The organism is Sphingomonas sp., from assembly GCF_017304615.1.
GTDB lineage: Bacteria > Pseudomonadota > Alphaproteobacteria > Sphingomonadales > Sphingomonadaceae > Sphingomonas.
Map to the genome: position 1 here is coordinate 407,557 of NZ_JAFKLZ010000003.1, position 13,688 is coordinate 421,244.

At 65.8% G+C, this 13,688-nt stretch carries 19 protein-coding genes; 13 read left to right on the top strand and 6 right to left on the bottom strand.

Annotation, left to right across the window (positions count from 1 at the left end; genetic code table 11):
- Window positions 1-113: 113 nt before the first annotated feature.
- The 3 genes from J0J06_RS14665 to ruvB all read left to right on the top strand — a co-directional run bounded on the left by J0J06_RS14665 (window position 114) and on the right by ruvB (window position 2,391).
- Window positions 114-893 (top strand): choice-of-anchor A family protein, encoded by a 780-nt coding sequence (locus J0J06_RS14665; protein WP_294043282.1) that lies wholly within the window; start codon window positions 114-116, stop codon window positions 891-893.
- Window positions 894-991: 98 nt separating this feature from the next.
- Window positions 992-1,372, top strand: a complete 381-nt coding sequence (locus J0J06_RS14670) for a GFA family protein (protein ID WP_294043284.1) — start codon at window positions 992-994, stop codon at window positions 1,370-1,372.
- Entirely contained in the window at window positions 1,369-2,391 is a 1,023-nt protein-coding gene (gene ruvB, locus J0J06_RS14675; protein ID WP_294043286.1) for a Holliday junction branch migration DNA helicase RuvB, read from the top strand. The genes J0J06_RS14670 and ruvB overlap by 4 nt, the downstream gene beginning before the upstream one ends.
- Here ruvB and J0J06_RS14680 read toward each other — a convergent pair.
- Together J0J06_RS14680 and J0J06_RS14685 are read right to left on the bottom strand one after the other, a co-directional pair.
- Entirely contained in the window at window positions 2,380-2,586 is a 207-nt protein-coding gene (locus tag J0J06_RS14680; protein ID WP_294043288.1) for a helix-turn-helix transcriptional regulator, read from the bottom strand. The two genes, ruvB and J0J06_RS14680, sit on opposite strands and share 12 nt — an antisense overlap.
- The gene (locus tag J0J06_RS14685; RefSeq protein WP_294043290.1) at window positions 2,579-3,025 is read right to left on the bottom strand and encodes a hypothetical protein; all 447 of its coding nucleotides are present in this window, start codon (window positions 3,023-3,025) and stop codon (window positions 2,579-2,581) included. The genes J0J06_RS14680 and J0J06_RS14685 overlap by 8 nt, the downstream gene beginning before the upstream one ends.
- Before the next feature lie 113 nt (window positions 3,026-3,138).
- Here J0J06_RS14685 and ybgC point away from each other — a divergent pair, with 113 nt between their 5' ends.
- The 10 genes from ybgC (at window position 3,139) to J0J06_RS14735 (ending at window position 9,969) form a co-directional block, all read left to right on the top strand.
- Window positions 3,139-3,597, top strand: a complete 459-nt coding sequence (gene ybgC, locus J0J06_RS14690; protein WP_294043292.1) for a tol-pal system-associated acyl-CoA thioesterase — start codon at window positions 3,139-3,141, stop codon at window positions 3,595-3,597.
- A gap of 7 nt (window positions 3,598-3,604) precedes the next feature.
- Window positions 3,605-4,297, top strand: coding sequence for a protein TolQ (gene tolQ, locus J0J06_RS14695; protein ID WP_294043294.1), 693 nt, complete (start codon window positions 3,605-3,607; stop codon window positions 4,295-4,297).
- 1 nt (window position 4,298) lies between these two features.
- Window positions 4,299-4,739 carry a protein TolR gene (gene tolR, locus J0J06_RS14700; protein WP_294043296.1) on the top strand — a complete coding sequence of 147 codons (441 nt, stop codon included), beginning with the start codon at window positions 4,299-4,301 and terminating at the stop codon, window positions 4,737-4,739.
- Entirely contained in the window at window positions 4,736-5,632 is an 897-nt protein-coding gene (locus J0J06_RS14705; RefSeq protein ID WP_294043298.1) for a cell envelope biogenesis protein TolA, read from the top strand. Before tolR ends, J0J06_RS14705 begins: the two co-directional genes overlap by 4 nt.
- Before the next feature lie 5 nt (window positions 5,633-5,637).
- Window positions 5,638-6,993 (top strand): Tol-Pal system beta propeller repeat protein TolB, encoded by a 1,356-nt coding sequence (gene tolB, locus J0J06_RS14710; protein ID WP_294043300.1) that lies wholly within the window; start codon window positions 5,638-5,640, stop codon window positions 6,991-6,993.
- A gap of 32 nt (window positions 6,994-7,025) precedes the next feature.
- Window positions 7,026-7,538, top strand: coding sequence for a peptidoglycan-associated lipoprotein Pal (pal, locus tag J0J06_RS14715; protein ID WP_294043303.1), 513 nt, complete (start codon window positions 7,026-7,028; stop codon window positions 7,536-7,538).
- Window positions 7,539-7,659: 121 nt separating this feature from the next.
- Window positions 7,660-8,574, top strand: coding sequence for an SPFH domain-containing protein (locus tag J0J06_RS14720; protein WP_294043305.1), 915 nt, complete (start codon window positions 7,660-7,662; stop codon window positions 8,572-8,574).
- 8 nt (window positions 8,575-8,582) lie between these two features.
- Window positions 8,583-8,792, top strand: coding sequence for a toxin-antitoxin system HicB family antitoxin (locus J0J06_RS14725; protein ID WP_294043307.1), 210 nt, complete (start codon window positions 8,583-8,585; stop codon window positions 8,790-8,792).
- Window positions 8,789-9,721, top strand: coding sequence for an alpha/beta hydrolase (locus tag J0J06_RS14730; RefSeq protein ID WP_294043310.1), 933 nt, complete (start codon window positions 8,789-8,791; stop codon window positions 9,719-9,721). The genes J0J06_RS14725 and J0J06_RS14730 overlap by 4 nt, the downstream gene beginning before the upstream one ends.
- Window positions 9,718-9,969 carry a hypothetical protein gene (locus J0J06_RS14735; protein ID WP_294043312.1) on the top strand — a complete coding sequence of 84 codons (252 nt, stop codon included), beginning with the start codon at window positions 9,718-9,720 and terminating at the stop codon, window positions 9,967-9,969. Before J0J06_RS14730 ends, J0J06_RS14735 begins: the two co-directional genes overlap by 4 nt.
- Window positions 9,970-9,975: 6 nt before the next feature.
- On the opposite strand, the gene J0J06_RS14740 is transcribed toward J0J06_RS14735, so the two are convergent.
- The 4 genes from J0J06_RS14740 to J0J06_RS14755 form a co-directional block, all read right to left on the bottom strand.
- Entirely contained in the window at window positions 9,976-10,623 is a 648-nt protein-coding gene (locus tag J0J06_RS14740; RefSeq protein ID WP_294043314.1) for a hypothetical protein, read from the bottom strand.
- 84 nt (window positions 10,624-10,707) lie between these two features.
- Window positions 10,708-11,568: a S1/P1 nuclease gene (locus J0J06_RS14745; protein ID WP_294043316.1), complete on the bottom strand. Its 861-nt coding sequence runs from the start codon at window positions 11,566-11,568 to the stop codon at window positions 10,708-10,710.
- Window positions 11,569-11,600: 32 nt separating this feature from the next.
- A complete protein-coding gene (locus J0J06_RS14750; RefSeq protein ID WP_294043318.1) occupies window positions 11,601-12,533 on the bottom strand; it encodes an isoaspartyl peptidase/L-asparaginase family protein in 933 nt (310 codons plus the stop codon).
- Window positions 12,454-13,683 (bottom strand): acyltransferase, encoded by a 1,230-nt coding sequence (locus J0J06_RS14755; protein WP_366931230.1) that lies wholly within the window; start codon window positions 13,681-13,683, stop codon window positions 12,454-12,456. The genes J0J06_RS14750 and J0J06_RS14755 overlap by 80 nt, the downstream gene beginning before the upstream one ends.
- Window positions 13,684-13,688: the final 5 nt, after the last annotated feature.

The following is a 13,688-nucleotide window of genomic DNA, read 5'->3' on the forward strand; positions in this document are numbered from 1 at the left end:
GTATCATATTGCCACAACACGTTGACGACAGGCGTTTACGCTTGCGTCAACTCGCTGCGATGCGTAGGGGCGCGCGGCCCGAGTAGCTGGGCAGGTTTGCGAGTTTTTGTGACATGAAATCGTTCCTTGTGGCGGTTGCGGCACTGGCCGCGGCGGTGGTTCAGCCGGCATCCGCGGCGACGCTGATCGACTATGACGTCTATGCGGCGGGCAGCGCGTATATTTCCGGCGGTTCGTACGGCGACATCGCCTCGGGCAGCTTCACCAACGCCAACGGATCGGGCGGCGGCAATTTCACTAGCCGCGTCGCGTCGAACAACGCGTTGACCGCCGATGCTCACACGCTGTCCGCCTATTTCGCTGGGCTGACCGCGACCGGCACGCTCACGTCGGGGCAATACACGCCGAACGCCGCGACTTTGGTCGGATCGACCAGCGGCATCAACGTCTTCACGATCGACGGCGCGCGCTGGTCGCAGCTTTACGCGCTGAGCTTTTCCGGGCTGGGTAGCGGAGCGATCGTCAATATCGTAGGCGGTGGGGATTATTCGAACTTCATCAACCTGAATTTCGGCGGCCTGGCTGCCGAAAACGTGCTGTTTAACTTTGTGGACGCCAGCTCGATCACGATGAACGGCTGGAATGTCGGCGGCACCGTGCTGGCGCCCGATGCCTTCCTGACGCTGCGCGGCGGATCGGTCGCTGGATCGGTGATCGTCGATGGTTTCCATTCGGAAGGCAGTACGATCGGCGGGCATGCCTTTACCGGGCTGGCCGCGACGACGGCGGTGCCGGAACCGGCAAGCTGGGCGATGATGATCGTCGGGTTTGGCATGGTCGGCGCTGCGCTGCGCCGCCGGCGCCGGGGAGCGATCGCCGCGCTCGCGGTCTGATCCGGCTTGTGCCATAGGGGCCGCATGACGCTCCCCGCTGGCCATTTCGCGATTTCTGACGGGGCCGCCCACTCTGCGATCCGCAGCGGCGTGTCGGGATGACGCGCCGGGCCACCTGCCAATGCGGCCAACTCGCAATCGCGTGCGAGGGCGACCCGGTGCGTGTGTCGGTGTGCCATTGCCTCGACTGCCAGAAGCGATCGGGCAGTTCGTTCGCGGCGCAGGCGCGCTTTCCGATCGAGCAGACGACGGTGAACGGCGAGTCGAAGCAATGGAGTCGCGGCGAGGCGACGTTCAGTTTCTGCCCGGAATGCGGATCAACCGTCTTCTATCACGCCCGCCCGTTCCGCGAAATGGTCGCGGTAGCGATTGGCGCGTTCGCCGAACCCGAATTTCCGTCGCCATATTACTCCGTCTATGAGGCCCGCAAGCACGCCTGGGTCGAGATCATGGGCGACGGGATTGAGCACTACGAATGACCGACGACAACCGCCTTCTTACCTCCGCCCGCCGCGCCGACGACGCCGACGCCGCGCTGCGTCCCAAATCGCTCGACGAGTTTGTCGGGCAGAAGGCGGCGCGGGAGAATTTGCGGGTGTTCATAGCGGCGGCGAAAGCGCGGGGCGATGCGCTCGATCACGTGCTGTTCTTCGGGCCGCCGGGTCTTGGCAAGACGACGCTGGCGCAGATCATCGCGCGCGAGATGGGGGTGGGGTTTCGCGCGACGTCCGGCCCGGTGATCGCCAAGTCGGGCGATCTCGCCGCGCTGCTGACCAATCTCGAGGACGGCGATGTGCTGTTCATCGACGAAATCCACCGGCTACAACCCGCCGTCGAGGAAGTCCTCTATCCGGCGATGGAGGATCGCGCGCTGGATCTGATGATTGGCGAGGGGCCGTCAGCCAGGAGCGTGCGGATCGACCTGCCGCGCTTCACGCTCGTCGGCGCGACGACGCGGCAGGGGCTGCTCACCACGCCGCTGCGCGACCGGTTCGGCATTCCGGTGCGGCTCAATTTCTACACGACCGACGAGCTCGAAAAGGTCGTCACCCGCGCGGCGACCCTGCTCGACCTGCATGTCGCCTCCGACGGCGCGCAGGAGATCGCGCGGCGGGCACGGGGAACGCCGCGCATCGCCGGGCGCCTGCTGCGCCGCGTGCGCGATTTCGCCAACGTCGCTGGGCACGCGACGGTCGATGCGCCGATCGCCGACGCCGCGCTGACAAGGCTCGAGGTCGACAAGCTCGGGCTCGACGCGATGGATAGGCGCTATCTGACGATGATCGCCGACATCTACAAAGGCGGACCGGTCGGGGTCGAGACGCTCGCCGCGGGCTTGAGCGAACCGCGCGACACGATCGAAGAAGTGATCGAACCATATCTGATCCAGCTCGGCCTGGTCGCCCGCACGGCGCGCGGGCGGTGCCTGAACGCTGGCGGCTGGAAGCATCTCGGGTTGAACCCGCCAGCGACGACGCAGGACGGATTATTCGACTAGGCTGAACAACGTCTCGACCGGCTTGCCGATCGCCGCCGCCAGCTTGAGCGCGAGCACGGTCGAGGGCACGAACACGCCATTCTCGACGGTGTTGATCGTTTTGCGGCTCACGCCCACGCGCTCGGCCAGCTCGGCCTGAGTCCAGCCGAGCCGCGCGCGCTCGTCGCGCAGCGTGTTGGTTAGAAGGTCAGGCATCCCTCAGCGCACGCCGCTCGAGCATACCAAAGCGCAACAGGGCGGCCGCGATGCCGACCGTCATCAGCACGTGGATCGTCTCGCGCGCGCCCATCGGCTCGAATAGCGAAAAGATGTAGAGAGCGATCGCCCCTGTCATAGTGAGCAGGAAGCCGAAACGGAATGCTTCTGCCCGGTTGGCGCGGGTGCTCTCGTCGTTCATAAGCGCCCGGACCTTGGCGCTTCGCAGCCAGAAGCCACCCGTGGCGAGCGCGAGCAAGAGGACGACCGACAGCGCCAGCCAGCCCCCGATCGCAACGCGATCCACTAGCCTGTTGGCTTCGCCGAGGCGGGTCCCGCTGAAATAGCTTGCCTGCTGCGCCAGAAAGATGAGCACCATAGCGGGGATCATGCGTGCGCGGCGACGGAGCAAGCGGTCGGCGGTTTCGGTATCGGTCATTATCACACCATTTGTAACTTATAGGTGACATGTAACCTTTGAGTTACAAAAGTGCAAGCAGTAATTTGGCGCAGGGGTTTGCCTCGCCGACCCTAGCGGGTAGGGACTTAACCATGACGGCCGCCGCAACCGATCAGCCCGTCGAAGGACGCTTCGACGGACGCGAGCACCGATTCCCGGTGCGCGTCTATTTCGAGGACACCGATCTGTCGGGCGTGGTCTATCATGCCAATTACCTGCGCTTCATGGAACGCGCGCGGTCGGACATGCTACGCCTCGTCGGCGTCGATCAGCGATACGTGATGGAGGCGGGGGGCGGCGCCTATGCGGTCTCCGAGCTTGCCATCAAATACCGCCTTCCCGCGAAACTCGACGATGCGCTGGTGGTTGTTTCGCGACTGACTCGTTTGCGCGCGGCAGCCGTGGTTATTCATCAGAGAGTCATGCGCGGACCGGAAATACTGGCTGAAGCGGAGGTGACGGCGGCGCTGGTCGCCCCGGACGGGCGGCCCAAAAGGCAGCCCGCCGAGTGGGCGGCTGCATATGAGAAACTGATCTGGAACGGGGACTGACGACGCAATGAACTGGAGTTTCGACCTCTCGCCGAACTCGACCTCGCCGCTGGCGCTGCTGCTCCACGCCGACATTGTTGTGCAGATCGTGATGGCCGGCTTGCTGATCGCGAGCATCTGGACCTGGGCGATCATCATCGGGTCGGCCGGCCGGCTGTCTAAAGCGCGCAAGGCGATCGGCAAGTTCGAGAGCGATTTCTGGAAGGCCGATGATATCGACGCGTTCTACAAGCGCGAGGGCGACAGCGATCTGGCCGTCGCCAAGGTGTTCGCGGCCGGCGTCACCGAATGGCGCCGATCGACCGCCGGCGGAATCGTCGATCGCGATGGCGTGCGCGAGCGGCTGGCGACGGCGATGGCATCGGCGGTCGCAAACGAGACCGACAAGCTGGCCGACCGGCTCAACATTCTCGCCACGGTCGCGTCGGCGGCACCGTTCGTCGGGCTGTTCGGCACGGTGTGGGGAATCATGACGACCTTCACAAGGATTGCGGCGTTGCAGAACACGTCGCTGGTGACGGTCGGGCCGGGCATTGCCGAGGCGTTGTTCGCGACCGCGATCGGGCTGTTCGCGGCGATTCCCGCGTTGATCGCCTACAACCGCTTCAGCCATGGTGTGAACCAGATCGAGGCGCGGTTGAATCGCTTCGCCGAAGGCTTTCATTCGACGCTGAGCCGGCAGTTGGAGGCGAAACGCTAGGATGGCGATGTCGCTCCCCTCTACTCGCGGCAAGGGCCGGCGCGCGCCGATGGCGGACATCAACGTCACGCCGCTGGTCGACGTGATGCTGGTGCTGCTGATCATCTTCATGGTCACCGCGCCGCTGATGACGGCGGGCGTGCCGGTCAATTTGCCCGATAGCCGGGCGAAGGCGCTGGAGCAGGACAAGAAGCCGGTGTCGATCTCGATCGAGCGCGACGGCACGATCTATCTCGACGAAAAACAGGTCAGCGAGGATGCGCTGCCCGATGCACTGTCGCCGATCGCGGCCAAGCGCGACGCCGAGGGCAAGCCGCCCCAGGTATTGCTGCGCGCCGACAAGGGCCTCGATTACGGGCGCGTAATGGCGGTGATGGGCGACCTCAACCGTGCCGGACTCAATCGCGTGTCGCTGGTTTCCAACTCGAAGACGGCGCGGTGACGGCGAGCGCCGCCTCGTCGTTCGATCGCCAGCGTGCGCTGGAATTCGGCGCGTCGGCGGCGCTCCATGCCGTGCTGCTTGTCGGGCTGTCCGTTGTGCTGCTCAGCCCGCCCAAGCCCCCGCCGCCGCCCGCTCCGATGGACGTGACGATCGCCGACGACGTCGGACTGGTCGCCGCCGCGCCCCAGAACCTCACGCCGCCGGCACAGAGCCGAGCGCCCGACCTCGGCAAGCCGGAGGATGCTGCGCCGTCCGCACCAGCGCCTGAAGTCGCCGAACCCGCGCCGCCCAAGCCACAGCCTGTTGCGCCGACCCTGCCCAAGCCGGCGGAGGTCGCAAAGCCACAGCCCAGGAAGCCCGCGCCGCCCAAGCCACAACCCGCCAAGGTTCCCGCTCGACCCGCGCCCTCGTCAAACCTCGCGAAGATCGTCGGCAAGGGGAGCGGTGCGACCCCCGGCGCAACCGCCAACCGCCCGCGCGGCTCGTCGCTCGGCGGGGTGATGAGCGGGCTAGGCACGACGCTGAACAATTCGAAGTCTACGACTCCGCAGGGGGCGGTTATGAGTCAGCAGGCCGCAATGGACATCGGCCAGAAGATCAAGCAGCAGGTTCAGCCCTGCGCCAACCGCCAGACCAATCCCGGCCCCGGCGCGGAACGTATCCGCGTGACGATCCGGTTGCGTATCAACCGCGACGGCACGCTTGCGGCTCGCCCGACAATCGAGGGGCATGACGGCGTCGACGGCGACAATGCCCGCTATCAGCGCCAGGTAGACGACCGTGCGATCGCGACCTTCATGGGCTGCCAGCCGCTGCGTGGATTGCCGCCAGACCTTTATGACGTTCCCAACGGGTGGAGCAATTTCCTGCTTCGCTACAAGCTGCCCGGATGATTGATATGACCCGACTTCCGTTTCTAGCTCTGGCCTTGCTGGCGCCCGCTGCCTATGCCCAAACCGTTCCCGCCCCGACGCCCACGCCGAGTCCCGGCGGGCTGGTGGTCGATGTCGAGGGCGGCATTTCCGCGCCGATGGGGATCGCGATCCCGCCGATGCCGGCCTCCGAGGTCGTTTCGACGCCGGCCGGTCCGACCGACGCGCTTGGGCGTCAGCTGGCCGAGGTAATTACCGGCGATCTCAAGAATTCGGGCCTGTTCAAGCCGCTGCCCGCCGGACAGTTGCTCAACGTGCCCTTCGCGGAGGCGACCTCGCCCAACTATACCGGCTGGAGCGCGGCGGGGGCGACGGCGCTGGTGCAGGGCTATGTCCGCTCGAACGGGAACGGCACGCTGACGGTCGGCTGTTATCTCTACGACACCGCGCAGCAGCGCGAGCTGGCGCGGCAAGGCTATGTCCTGCCGTTCGGCGAATGGCGCCGCGCCGCGCACAAATGCGCCGACATGGTCTATACGCGGCTGACCGGCGAAGGACCGTATTTCGACAGCCGCGTCGTCTATGTTTCGGAGACCGGGCCAAAGGGCAAGCGCGTCAAGCGGCTCGCGCTGATGGATCAGGACGGGTTTAACGGCCGCTTCCTGACCAACGGCCAGACGATCGTGCTGACCCCGACCCTGTCGCGTGACCAGACACGGATCGCGTATCTGTCGTATCTCGACAAGAAGCCGACGATCTATGTCTACGACATCGCGTCGGGCCGTCAGACCAAGCTTGTGACGGATGTCAGCCTGGCGTTCGCGCCGCGCTTTTCGCCGGATGGGCGCTGGATTCTGTTTTCGATGGCGCAGAACGGCAATACCGACCTCTACCGCATTCCATCGGGCGGCGGGCAGTGGCAGCGGCTGACCACGTCGCCGGGGATCGACACCGGCGGCAGCTATTCGCCCGACGGGTCGAAGATCGTGTTCGAGAGCGACCGCTCCGGCGCGCAGCAGCTCTACGTGATGAACGCGGACGGGTCGAACCAGCAGCGGATCAGCTTCGGGAACGGCCGCTATGCGACGCCGGCGTGGAGCCCGCGCGGCGACCTGATCGCCTTCACCAAGATCGGCGGCGGCTTCCATGTCGGGATCATGTCGCCCAGCGGCGGCGGCGAGAAGATGCTGACCGACGGCTGGCAGGACGAGGCGCCGAGCTGGGCGCCCAACGGTCGCGTCATCATGTTCTTCCGCTCGACCGAGGGGGGATCGGGGGTCGCGGATTTGTGGTCGGTCGATCTGACTGGGGTCAATGAGCGCCGCCTGCCCACCCCGTTCGACGGATCGGACCCGAGCTGGGGACCGATCCGCAGCGATTGATGTTTATGAAGCCAAAGAAGGAGGAACCGACAATGGCCACTACCACCACGAAGCTGATCCTGCTCGCCGCGCTCGCGGCGACCGCGGGATGCGCGAGCAAGCGGCCCAAGGTCCTGCCACCGACCGCCGGCGAGATGCCGGTCGATCCCAATGCCGGCGCCAATACCGGCGACACCGTCGTTCCCGGCAGCGCGCAGGACTTCCAGCGCTCGGTGATGAGCGACACGATCCACTTCGCGCTCGACATGTACGATATCGACGCGACCTCGCGCTCGATCCTCGACACCCAAGCGACGTGGTTGCTCAAATGGTCCGACCGCCGGATCACGATCGAGGGCCATGCCGACGAGCGCGGCACGCGCGAATACAATCTCGCGCTGGGTGATCGCCGCGCCAACGCCGCCAAGAACTATCTCGCGGCGAAGGGCATCAACCCGGCGCGGATCACCACGATCAGCTACGGCAAGGAACGCCCGATCGCTCTGGGCTCCGATGAAGCCAGCTGGGCGCAAAACCGCCGCGCGGTGACGATCGTGCTGCAATAATTACTTGATAGGTCAGATGGTTGAGGGCGGTGGCGCGACGGCGCTGCCGCCCTTTTCGATTCCGCTTGCGACTCGCCTTATTTCGATATAAATATGATATCATAATTAACGGGAGGGCCCCATGGCCACGCTTGCTTCGTCCGCTATCGATCGCCACGCCGCGCTGACATTGTCGCAGGAGCGGCCGGCATCGACGTCGAGCGGCTATCTGATGCTGTTCGTGATGCTGATCGCGATCGTCGTTGCGGTGTTCGGCGCGACTCAGATCGACCCCAACGCGGCGGTCGGCGTGCCGCTACTGTTGCTTGGCGCGCTGACCTTCGCGTTCGTCATGCCGGGTTTTTACATGCTCCAGCCCAACCAGGCCGCGGCGATCACGTTGTTCGGCAGCTACAAGGGCACCGACCGCATCACGGGCCTTCGCTGGATCGTGCCGTGGTACGGCAAGAAGAAGTTGTCGGTTCGCGCCAACAACATCATTTCGGACAAGATCAAGGTCAACGACCTGCGCGGCAACCCGATCGAGATCGCGGCGCAGGTAGTGTGGCGCGTCACCGACACCGCGCAGGCCTTGTTCGACGTCGATGACTACAAGTCGTTCGTGATGGTCCAGATCGAAGCGGCGGTGCGCACGATCGGGTCGCGCTATCCCTATGACGATTTCGAACATCAGGAAGTGACCTTGCGCGGCAATCACGACCAGGTCGGCGCCGAGCTTCGCCAGGAACTGATCGCGCGACTGGCGATGGCCGGGATCACCGTCGACGAATGCGGCTTTACGCACCTGGCTTACGCGCAGGAGATCGCTGGGGCGATGCTCCGCCGGCAACAGGCGCAGGCCGTGGTCGCGGCGCGTCAGACGTTGGTCGAGGGCGCGGTGGGAATGGTCGAAATGGCGCTCGACCAGCTATCCAAGAAAGGCGTGGTCGAACTCGACGACGAGCGTCGCGCGGCGATGGTCAGCAACCTGATGGTGGTGCTGTGCGGCGAGCGCGATACGCAGCCGGTCGTCAATACGGGTTCGCTCTACCAGTAGGCGATCCGGTGGCGGCTCCTCCCAAGAAAGCGTTCCCGCTGCGCCTCGATCCCGGCCTTTACGCCGCGATCGAGCGGGCGGCGGCGAGCGACCTTAGGAGCGTCAATGCCCAGGTCGAATGCCTGTTGCGCGAGGCGCTGGCCAAGCGCGGGGTAAAACTGGCGGATCCGGTGCGCGCCAAGCGCGGACGGCCGCCGAAGGAAGGTCACCGGGAATGATTGGACTGGCGATGATGATGGCGTTGGCGGCGCCCGCGGGCGAAGAAGTGACAATTCCCGGGCCGCAGGGGCCGCTCGCCGGGACCTATCAGCCTGCAGAAGGCAAGTCCGGCGGACCCGTCGTGGTGATCATCCCCGGATCGGGGCCGACCGACCGCGACGGCAACAATCCGCTCGGGGTCAAGGCGCAGTCCTACAAGTTGCTCGCCGAGGCGCTGGCAGAGCGGGGCGTCGCGAACGTCCGTGTCGACAAGCGTGGCTTGTTCGGCAGCGCGAAGGCCGTGGCCGATCCCAATGCGGCGACAATCGAGGGGTACGCCGCCGACGCACGCGGCTGGGCACAGTTCGCCGCAAAGCGGGCAGGCGCCAAATGCGCCTGGATCGTCGGCCATAGCGAAGGCGGGCTGGTCGCGCTTCAGGCGGCGCAGGATGCGACTGGAATCTGTGGCGTGATCCTGGTTTCGGCCCCCGGCCGTCCGATCGTTCAGGTGATGCGTACGCAGTTCAAGGCCAATCCCGCGAACGCGCCGATCCTGCCCGCGGCGCTGGCGATGCTCGACGCGGTCGAGGCGGGCAAGATGGTCGATCCGGCGACACTGCCGCCGCCCCTGCCGATGATGTTCCCCGTGGCCGTCCAGAAATATATGGTGGAGTTGGCCCGGTTCGATCCGGCCAGGCTGGCTGCCTCGGCACGCGTCCCGATTATCATCGTGCAGGGCGACAACGACCTTCAGGTATCGGTCGACGAGGACGCAAAGGTGATCGCGGCCGCGCAGCCCAAGGCGCGGATCGTCTTGCTGCCCGGCGTCAATCACGTCCTCAAGGTCGTGCCTGCTAATGACCGCGCCAGTAACCGGGCCAGTTACGGCAACCCCACCCTGCCGATCGCGCCAGGCGTGGTGGATGCGATCGCGGGAGCCGTAAAATGACCCGGCGCGATCCGAACGACTGGTTCGCGCCGAAACGCTTCGGCTACGGCGCCGGGAGGCCGATCGCGTGGCAGGGCTGGGCGGCGATCGGTCTCCACAGCGCGGCCTGCATCGCGGCAGCGGCGCTGTTTGTGCCGCGCCATATCGCTGTGTTCGTGGCGATCCTCGCGATCGCCACCGTGCCGCTGATCCTGGTCAGCGCACAACATACTCGTGGCGGCTGGAAATGGCGCTGGGGCGACGAATAGCCTCGATCAGCGCGCGGTCTTGCACTCGGTCGTCGGCGAAACGCTCACCTTGCCGTCCATATCGCGCACAAACACGCTGACGTCGCGGCAGCTCTTGCCGTCGACGCTGCGCGACGGACCATAGACCGCCACGGCGCGCTCGCCGTTGATCGTCGGGAGCGTCGCGACATCGGGGTCCGGCCTGACGATGCCCGTGCCGACCCCTTCAACGTCGGACGCAGGAGTGACCGACCAGTCATCGACGATATTCGGGGCAGGTGTTGGCGTGGCGATTGTTTTGGTGCGGACGATCTGCCGTTCTTTCGCCTTGGCCCGCGGCGCGGTCCGCATGGCTTTCGCGTCGATCGGCATGACCACGGCATAGTCGACGGCTGGAGGAGATGCCTTCAGCATGCCGCCAGCAACGAACAACAGGCCGAGCGCCAGCGATGCGCAGCCGACAAGGCCCATCACGCGCCACCACATCGAACCGCCACGCTCTTCGGCGGCATGCCCCATCGGGCGCGACGAACGGCGCAAACGGCTGCTTCGCATGGTGAAATGGAACTGCTTCGACCCGAAGCCGATCTCCACCTGTCGGTTGGTCATCGTCGCTTCGAACCGCTCGCCGAACGACGATGCGACGGGGCGGTGATAGACGACGGCATTGGTCATGGCCGGAGTTCCTCGCGACTCGGGTGCTGGAACCGGCAATGAGAGCGGACGTCATGGTTAACGGCAAGCGCGTTAACCTTTGTGTCAGCCGAGCGCTCGGTCGAGCATCTTAGCCAGCCGCAGCCCGCCGCGCTTCACCTCCAGCCGCACGGTTGGGACCAGCCGCTCGATCGTCGCATTGTCGAGCTTCGCCCGAGTCGGCGTCGGGCCGCATGGATCGCCGCCGACCGCGGTTGCGTAGGTCGCGTCGCGCGCGACTTGCCAGCTTTCGCGGCTCCAGTCGGTCACGCTGCCCGCGGCGATACGTGCGCGCTCGGCGGCGGGATAGCGGTGCACCAGGCTTGGCCCGGTCGAGATCGCGCGTTCGGCGAGATAGCCGTCCCAGATCGAATGCAGATTGAGCCGGCTGGCGGTGTAGGTGCCGTAATCGGCCTTCACGTCGTTGCCGCCCTTGTCGCCCTTTTCGCCCGCATGGAGCGGCTGGTGCAGGTCGCCGACGAAGTGGATCAGGAACACGAGCGCCCGGACTCGATCAGCCGTCGGCGCGTGCCGGTCGGCCAGGATCTTGGCGTCGCGGACGATCTGCGCCGACACGCAATTGCCGTCCTTGCAGGGTTCGACCAAATCGAACGGCTGGCAGATGTTGACGTCCTGATAGTGCCAGGGGCCGGTGTAATCGAAGGGGCGCTTGCCATCGGCGTCCTTGATGCCCTTGATGCAGTCCGCCCACACCGCGGCATCGTCGATCGTCCCCGCCTTGCATTGCGGCGTGCCGAGCAGTTTCTGCTGGCGCAGCAGCGCGAGAATGCGGGTGCGTGTCACTGGCTTGATATTGGCCCAGGCGATCTCCGCGATCGTCTGATGCCCGTATTCCCAATAGGCGCTGGCAGGCGATGCGACGACGAGCGCGGTCAGCGCGGCGAGGAGGGGGAGGAGGCGCTTCATGGCCTCGCGCCTACGCCCGTGTCACGCGGCGCTCAATCCTCGTCGTCATAGAGTGCGACGATCCGATCGCCGTCCGATCCGGCGCGGCCGCGATAGAGGCTGGCGGTGTTGAAGCTCCACGCCGCGTGGCCTTGCGCGTCGGTAACGATCACCCCGCCGGTGCCGCCCAGCGCCTTCACCTCGGCCATCACGGTGTCGGCAGCCTGTTGCAGGCTTTCGCCCAGGAAACGCACGCGCGCATTGATCTGGAACGCGACCGATTCGCGGATGAAGAATTCGCCCGCCCCGGTGCAGGAGACCGCCGCCCCGCGATCGTCGGCATAGGTGCCCGCGCCGATCAGCGGCGAATCGCCGATCCGGCCCCAACGCTTGCCGGTGACGCCGCCGGTCGAGGTCGCGGCGGCGATATGTCCCGCCTGGTCAAGCGCGACCGCGCCGACCGTGCCGTATTTCATGTCGACGTCGAACTTGCCGCCATTCGCCAGCAATTCGTCGAGCTGGCGGCGGCGTTCGGGCACCGCGAACCAGTCCGGGTCAGCCTGCTCGATGCCGTGTTCGCGGCTGAACGCGTCCGCGCCCTCGCGGCCGAGCAGGACGTGCGCGCTCTTCTCCATCACCGCGCGGGCGAGCGTGACCGGGTTCCTGGTTGCGGTCACGCCCGCTACCGAACCGGCGCGCAGGTCGCTCCCATCCATGATCGCGGCGTCGAGTTCGGTCTTGCCTTCGAAGGTAAAGGCCGAGCCGCGTCCGGCGTTGAAGTGGGGGTCGTCCTCCAGCACGCGGACAGCGGATTCGACTGCGTCGAGTGACGAGCCGCTGCGGGACAATATCCCCGACCCCGCCTCGAGCGCGCGGTTCAGTGCGGCGCGTAAGGCAGTGTCGGTTTCAGGCGAGGTCTGGCTGCGGGCGATCGCGCCGGCGCCGCCGTGCACGACTATCGACCAGCGAGGGGAGGGGTCGGTCATGGCGGCGAGCGGTAGCCCCGCCCGGGCGACGCCGCAATCCGATCAGCGGACGCAGCCAGTTCATCTCGCGCCCGATCAGGTAGAAGGCCCAGCACCCGGCAACCGTCGCCGGGACGAGGATCGCGAACTCTGCCGCGGCGCCGATTCCGAGCGGTTTCAGCGCGAATTCGCCAAGGACGATCACGGTTTGATGGATCAGGTAGAAGGGAAACACCGCTTCGGTCAGCATGGGACGGATGGCGGCATCGCGGTTGAGATAGCGTTCCGCGAGGCCGATCAGCGCCGCGACCGCCGACCAGCTTTGCAACTGGTGCGCGACGAGCATGATTTCGCCGAGCCATTGCGGTGGATACAGGTCGCCGGGATAGGTAAGTTCGACCCCCGCGCCGACCGCATAGCTCGCCACCGCAAGCGCGGCCGCCGGTTTCCACCATCGCACCAACCCGGCCATCACTGGCTTGGACCGGGCAAGCCCGAACCCGAACAGGAAAGCGGGGAAATAAGCCAGATGCGCGACGCCGTCGTGGATCAGATCCTGGCTGTCGCTCCAGCGGTGGAAGAACACGACCTGGCTGAGGACCAGATAGACCGCCGGGATCAACAGCGCGCGCCATCCACCGAACGCTGCGTCGAACCACGCCTGAAGCCTTGCCGGGCGCGGCAAGACAAGCAGCAGCGACAGCGCGGCGGTATAAGTGAACAGATAGCCGACGAACCAGAGATGGTTCCACGTTGGCAGTCCGACGCCGTCGATCGCGGCAAAAGCGAAATAATCGTGGAGCAGGAAGTAACCGAAGTCGCGCGTATATCCGTGCTGCGTCACCAGTTCGACCCAGCTTTGCGGCGGCACCATCACGACGACGCCGAACAGCAGCGGGATCAGTAACCGGCTGGCGCGGCTGGTCATGAATCGCCCGACGCCGCCCGACTTCGCGAACAGCGCGCGGCTGGCATAGCCGGAGACGACGAACAGCAGCATCAACCGCCATGGATTGGTGATCAACATCGCCACCGCCAGCCCGTCCACTGGCTGCGCGGTCTTCACGTGGAAACCCCACGGCGTGAACACCATTGCGGTATGATAGAGAATCAGGACCGCGAACGCGCCGATGCGCAGCCAGTCCATGCCGTAATGCCGTTCCATCGCCATGGCAT

What these genes read in the sequence shown, in the direction of transcription:
- J0J06_RS14750 (WP_294043318.1), bottom strand. Translation starts at nt 12,533, where the DNA reads ATGACCGACCCCTCCCCTCGCTGGTCGATAGTCGTGCACGGCGGCGCC.
- J0J06_RS14740 (WP_294043314.1), bottom strand. Translation starts at nt 10,623, where the DNA reads ATGACCAATGCCGTCGTCTATCACCGCCCCGTCGCATCGTCGTTCGGC.
- J0J06_RS14670 (WP_294043284.1), top strand. Translation starts at nt 992, where the DNA reads ATGACGCGCCGGGCCACCTGCCAATGCGGCCAACTCGCAATCGCGTGC.
- J0J06_RS14665 (WP_294043282.1), top strand. Translation starts at nt 114, where the DNA reads ATGAAATCGTTCCTTGTGGCGGTTGCGGCACTGGCCGCGGCGGTGGTT.
- J0J06_RS14735 (WP_294043312.1), top strand. Translation starts at nt 9,718, where the DNA reads ATGACCCGGCGCGATCCGAACGACTGGTTCGCGCCGAAACGCTTCGGC.
- J0J06_RS14720 (WP_294043305.1), top strand. Translation starts at nt 7,660, where the DNA reads ATGGCCACGCTTGCTTCGTCCGCTATCGATCGCCACGCCGCGCTGACA.
- ybgC (WP_294043292.1), top strand. Translation starts at nt 3,139, where the DNA reads ATGACGGCCGCCGCAACCGATCAGCCCGTCGAAGGACGCTTCGACGGA.
- pal (WP_294043303.1), top strand. Translation starts at nt 7,026, where the DNA reads ATGGCCACTACCACCACGAAGCTGATCCTGCTCGCCGCGCTCGCGGCG.
- J0J06_RS14755 (WP_366931230.1), bottom strand. Translation starts at nt 13,683, where the DNA reads ATGGCGATGGAACGGCATTACGGCATGGACTGGCTGCGCATCGGCGCG.
- tolB (WP_294043300.1), top strand. Translation starts at nt 5,638, where the DNA reads ATGACCCGACTTCCGTTTCTAGCTCTGGCCTTGCTGGCGCCCGCTGCC.
- J0J06_RS14680 (WP_294043288.1), bottom strand. Translation starts at nt 2,586, where the DNA reads ATGCCTGACCTTCTAACCAACACGCTGCGCGACGAGCGCGCGCGGCTC.
- J0J06_RS14745 (WP_294043316.1), bottom strand. Translation starts at nt 11,568, where the DNA reads ATGAAGCGCCTCCTCCCCCTCCTCGCCGCGCTGACCGCGCTCGTCGTC.
- J0J06_RS14730 (WP_294043310.1), top strand. Translation starts at nt 8,789, where the DNA reads ATGATTGGACTGGCGATGATGATGGCGTTGGCGGCGCCCGCGGGCGAA.
- tolR (WP_294043296.1), top strand. Translation starts at nt 4,299, where the DNA reads ATGGCGATGTCGCTCCCCTCTACTCGCGGCAAGGGCCGGCGCGCGCCG.
- J0J06_RS14685 (WP_294043290.1), bottom strand. Translation starts at nt 3,025, where the DNA reads ATGACCGATACCGAAACCGCCGACCGCTTGCTCCGTCGCCGCGCACGC.
- ruvB (WP_294043286.1), top strand. Translation starts at nt 1,369, where the DNA reads ATGACCGACGACAACCGCCTTCTTACCTCCGCCCGCCGCGCCGACGAC.
- tolQ (WP_294043294.1), top strand. Translation starts at nt 3,605, where the DNA reads ATGAACTGGAGTTTCGACCTCTCGCCGAACTCGACCTCGCCGCTGGCG.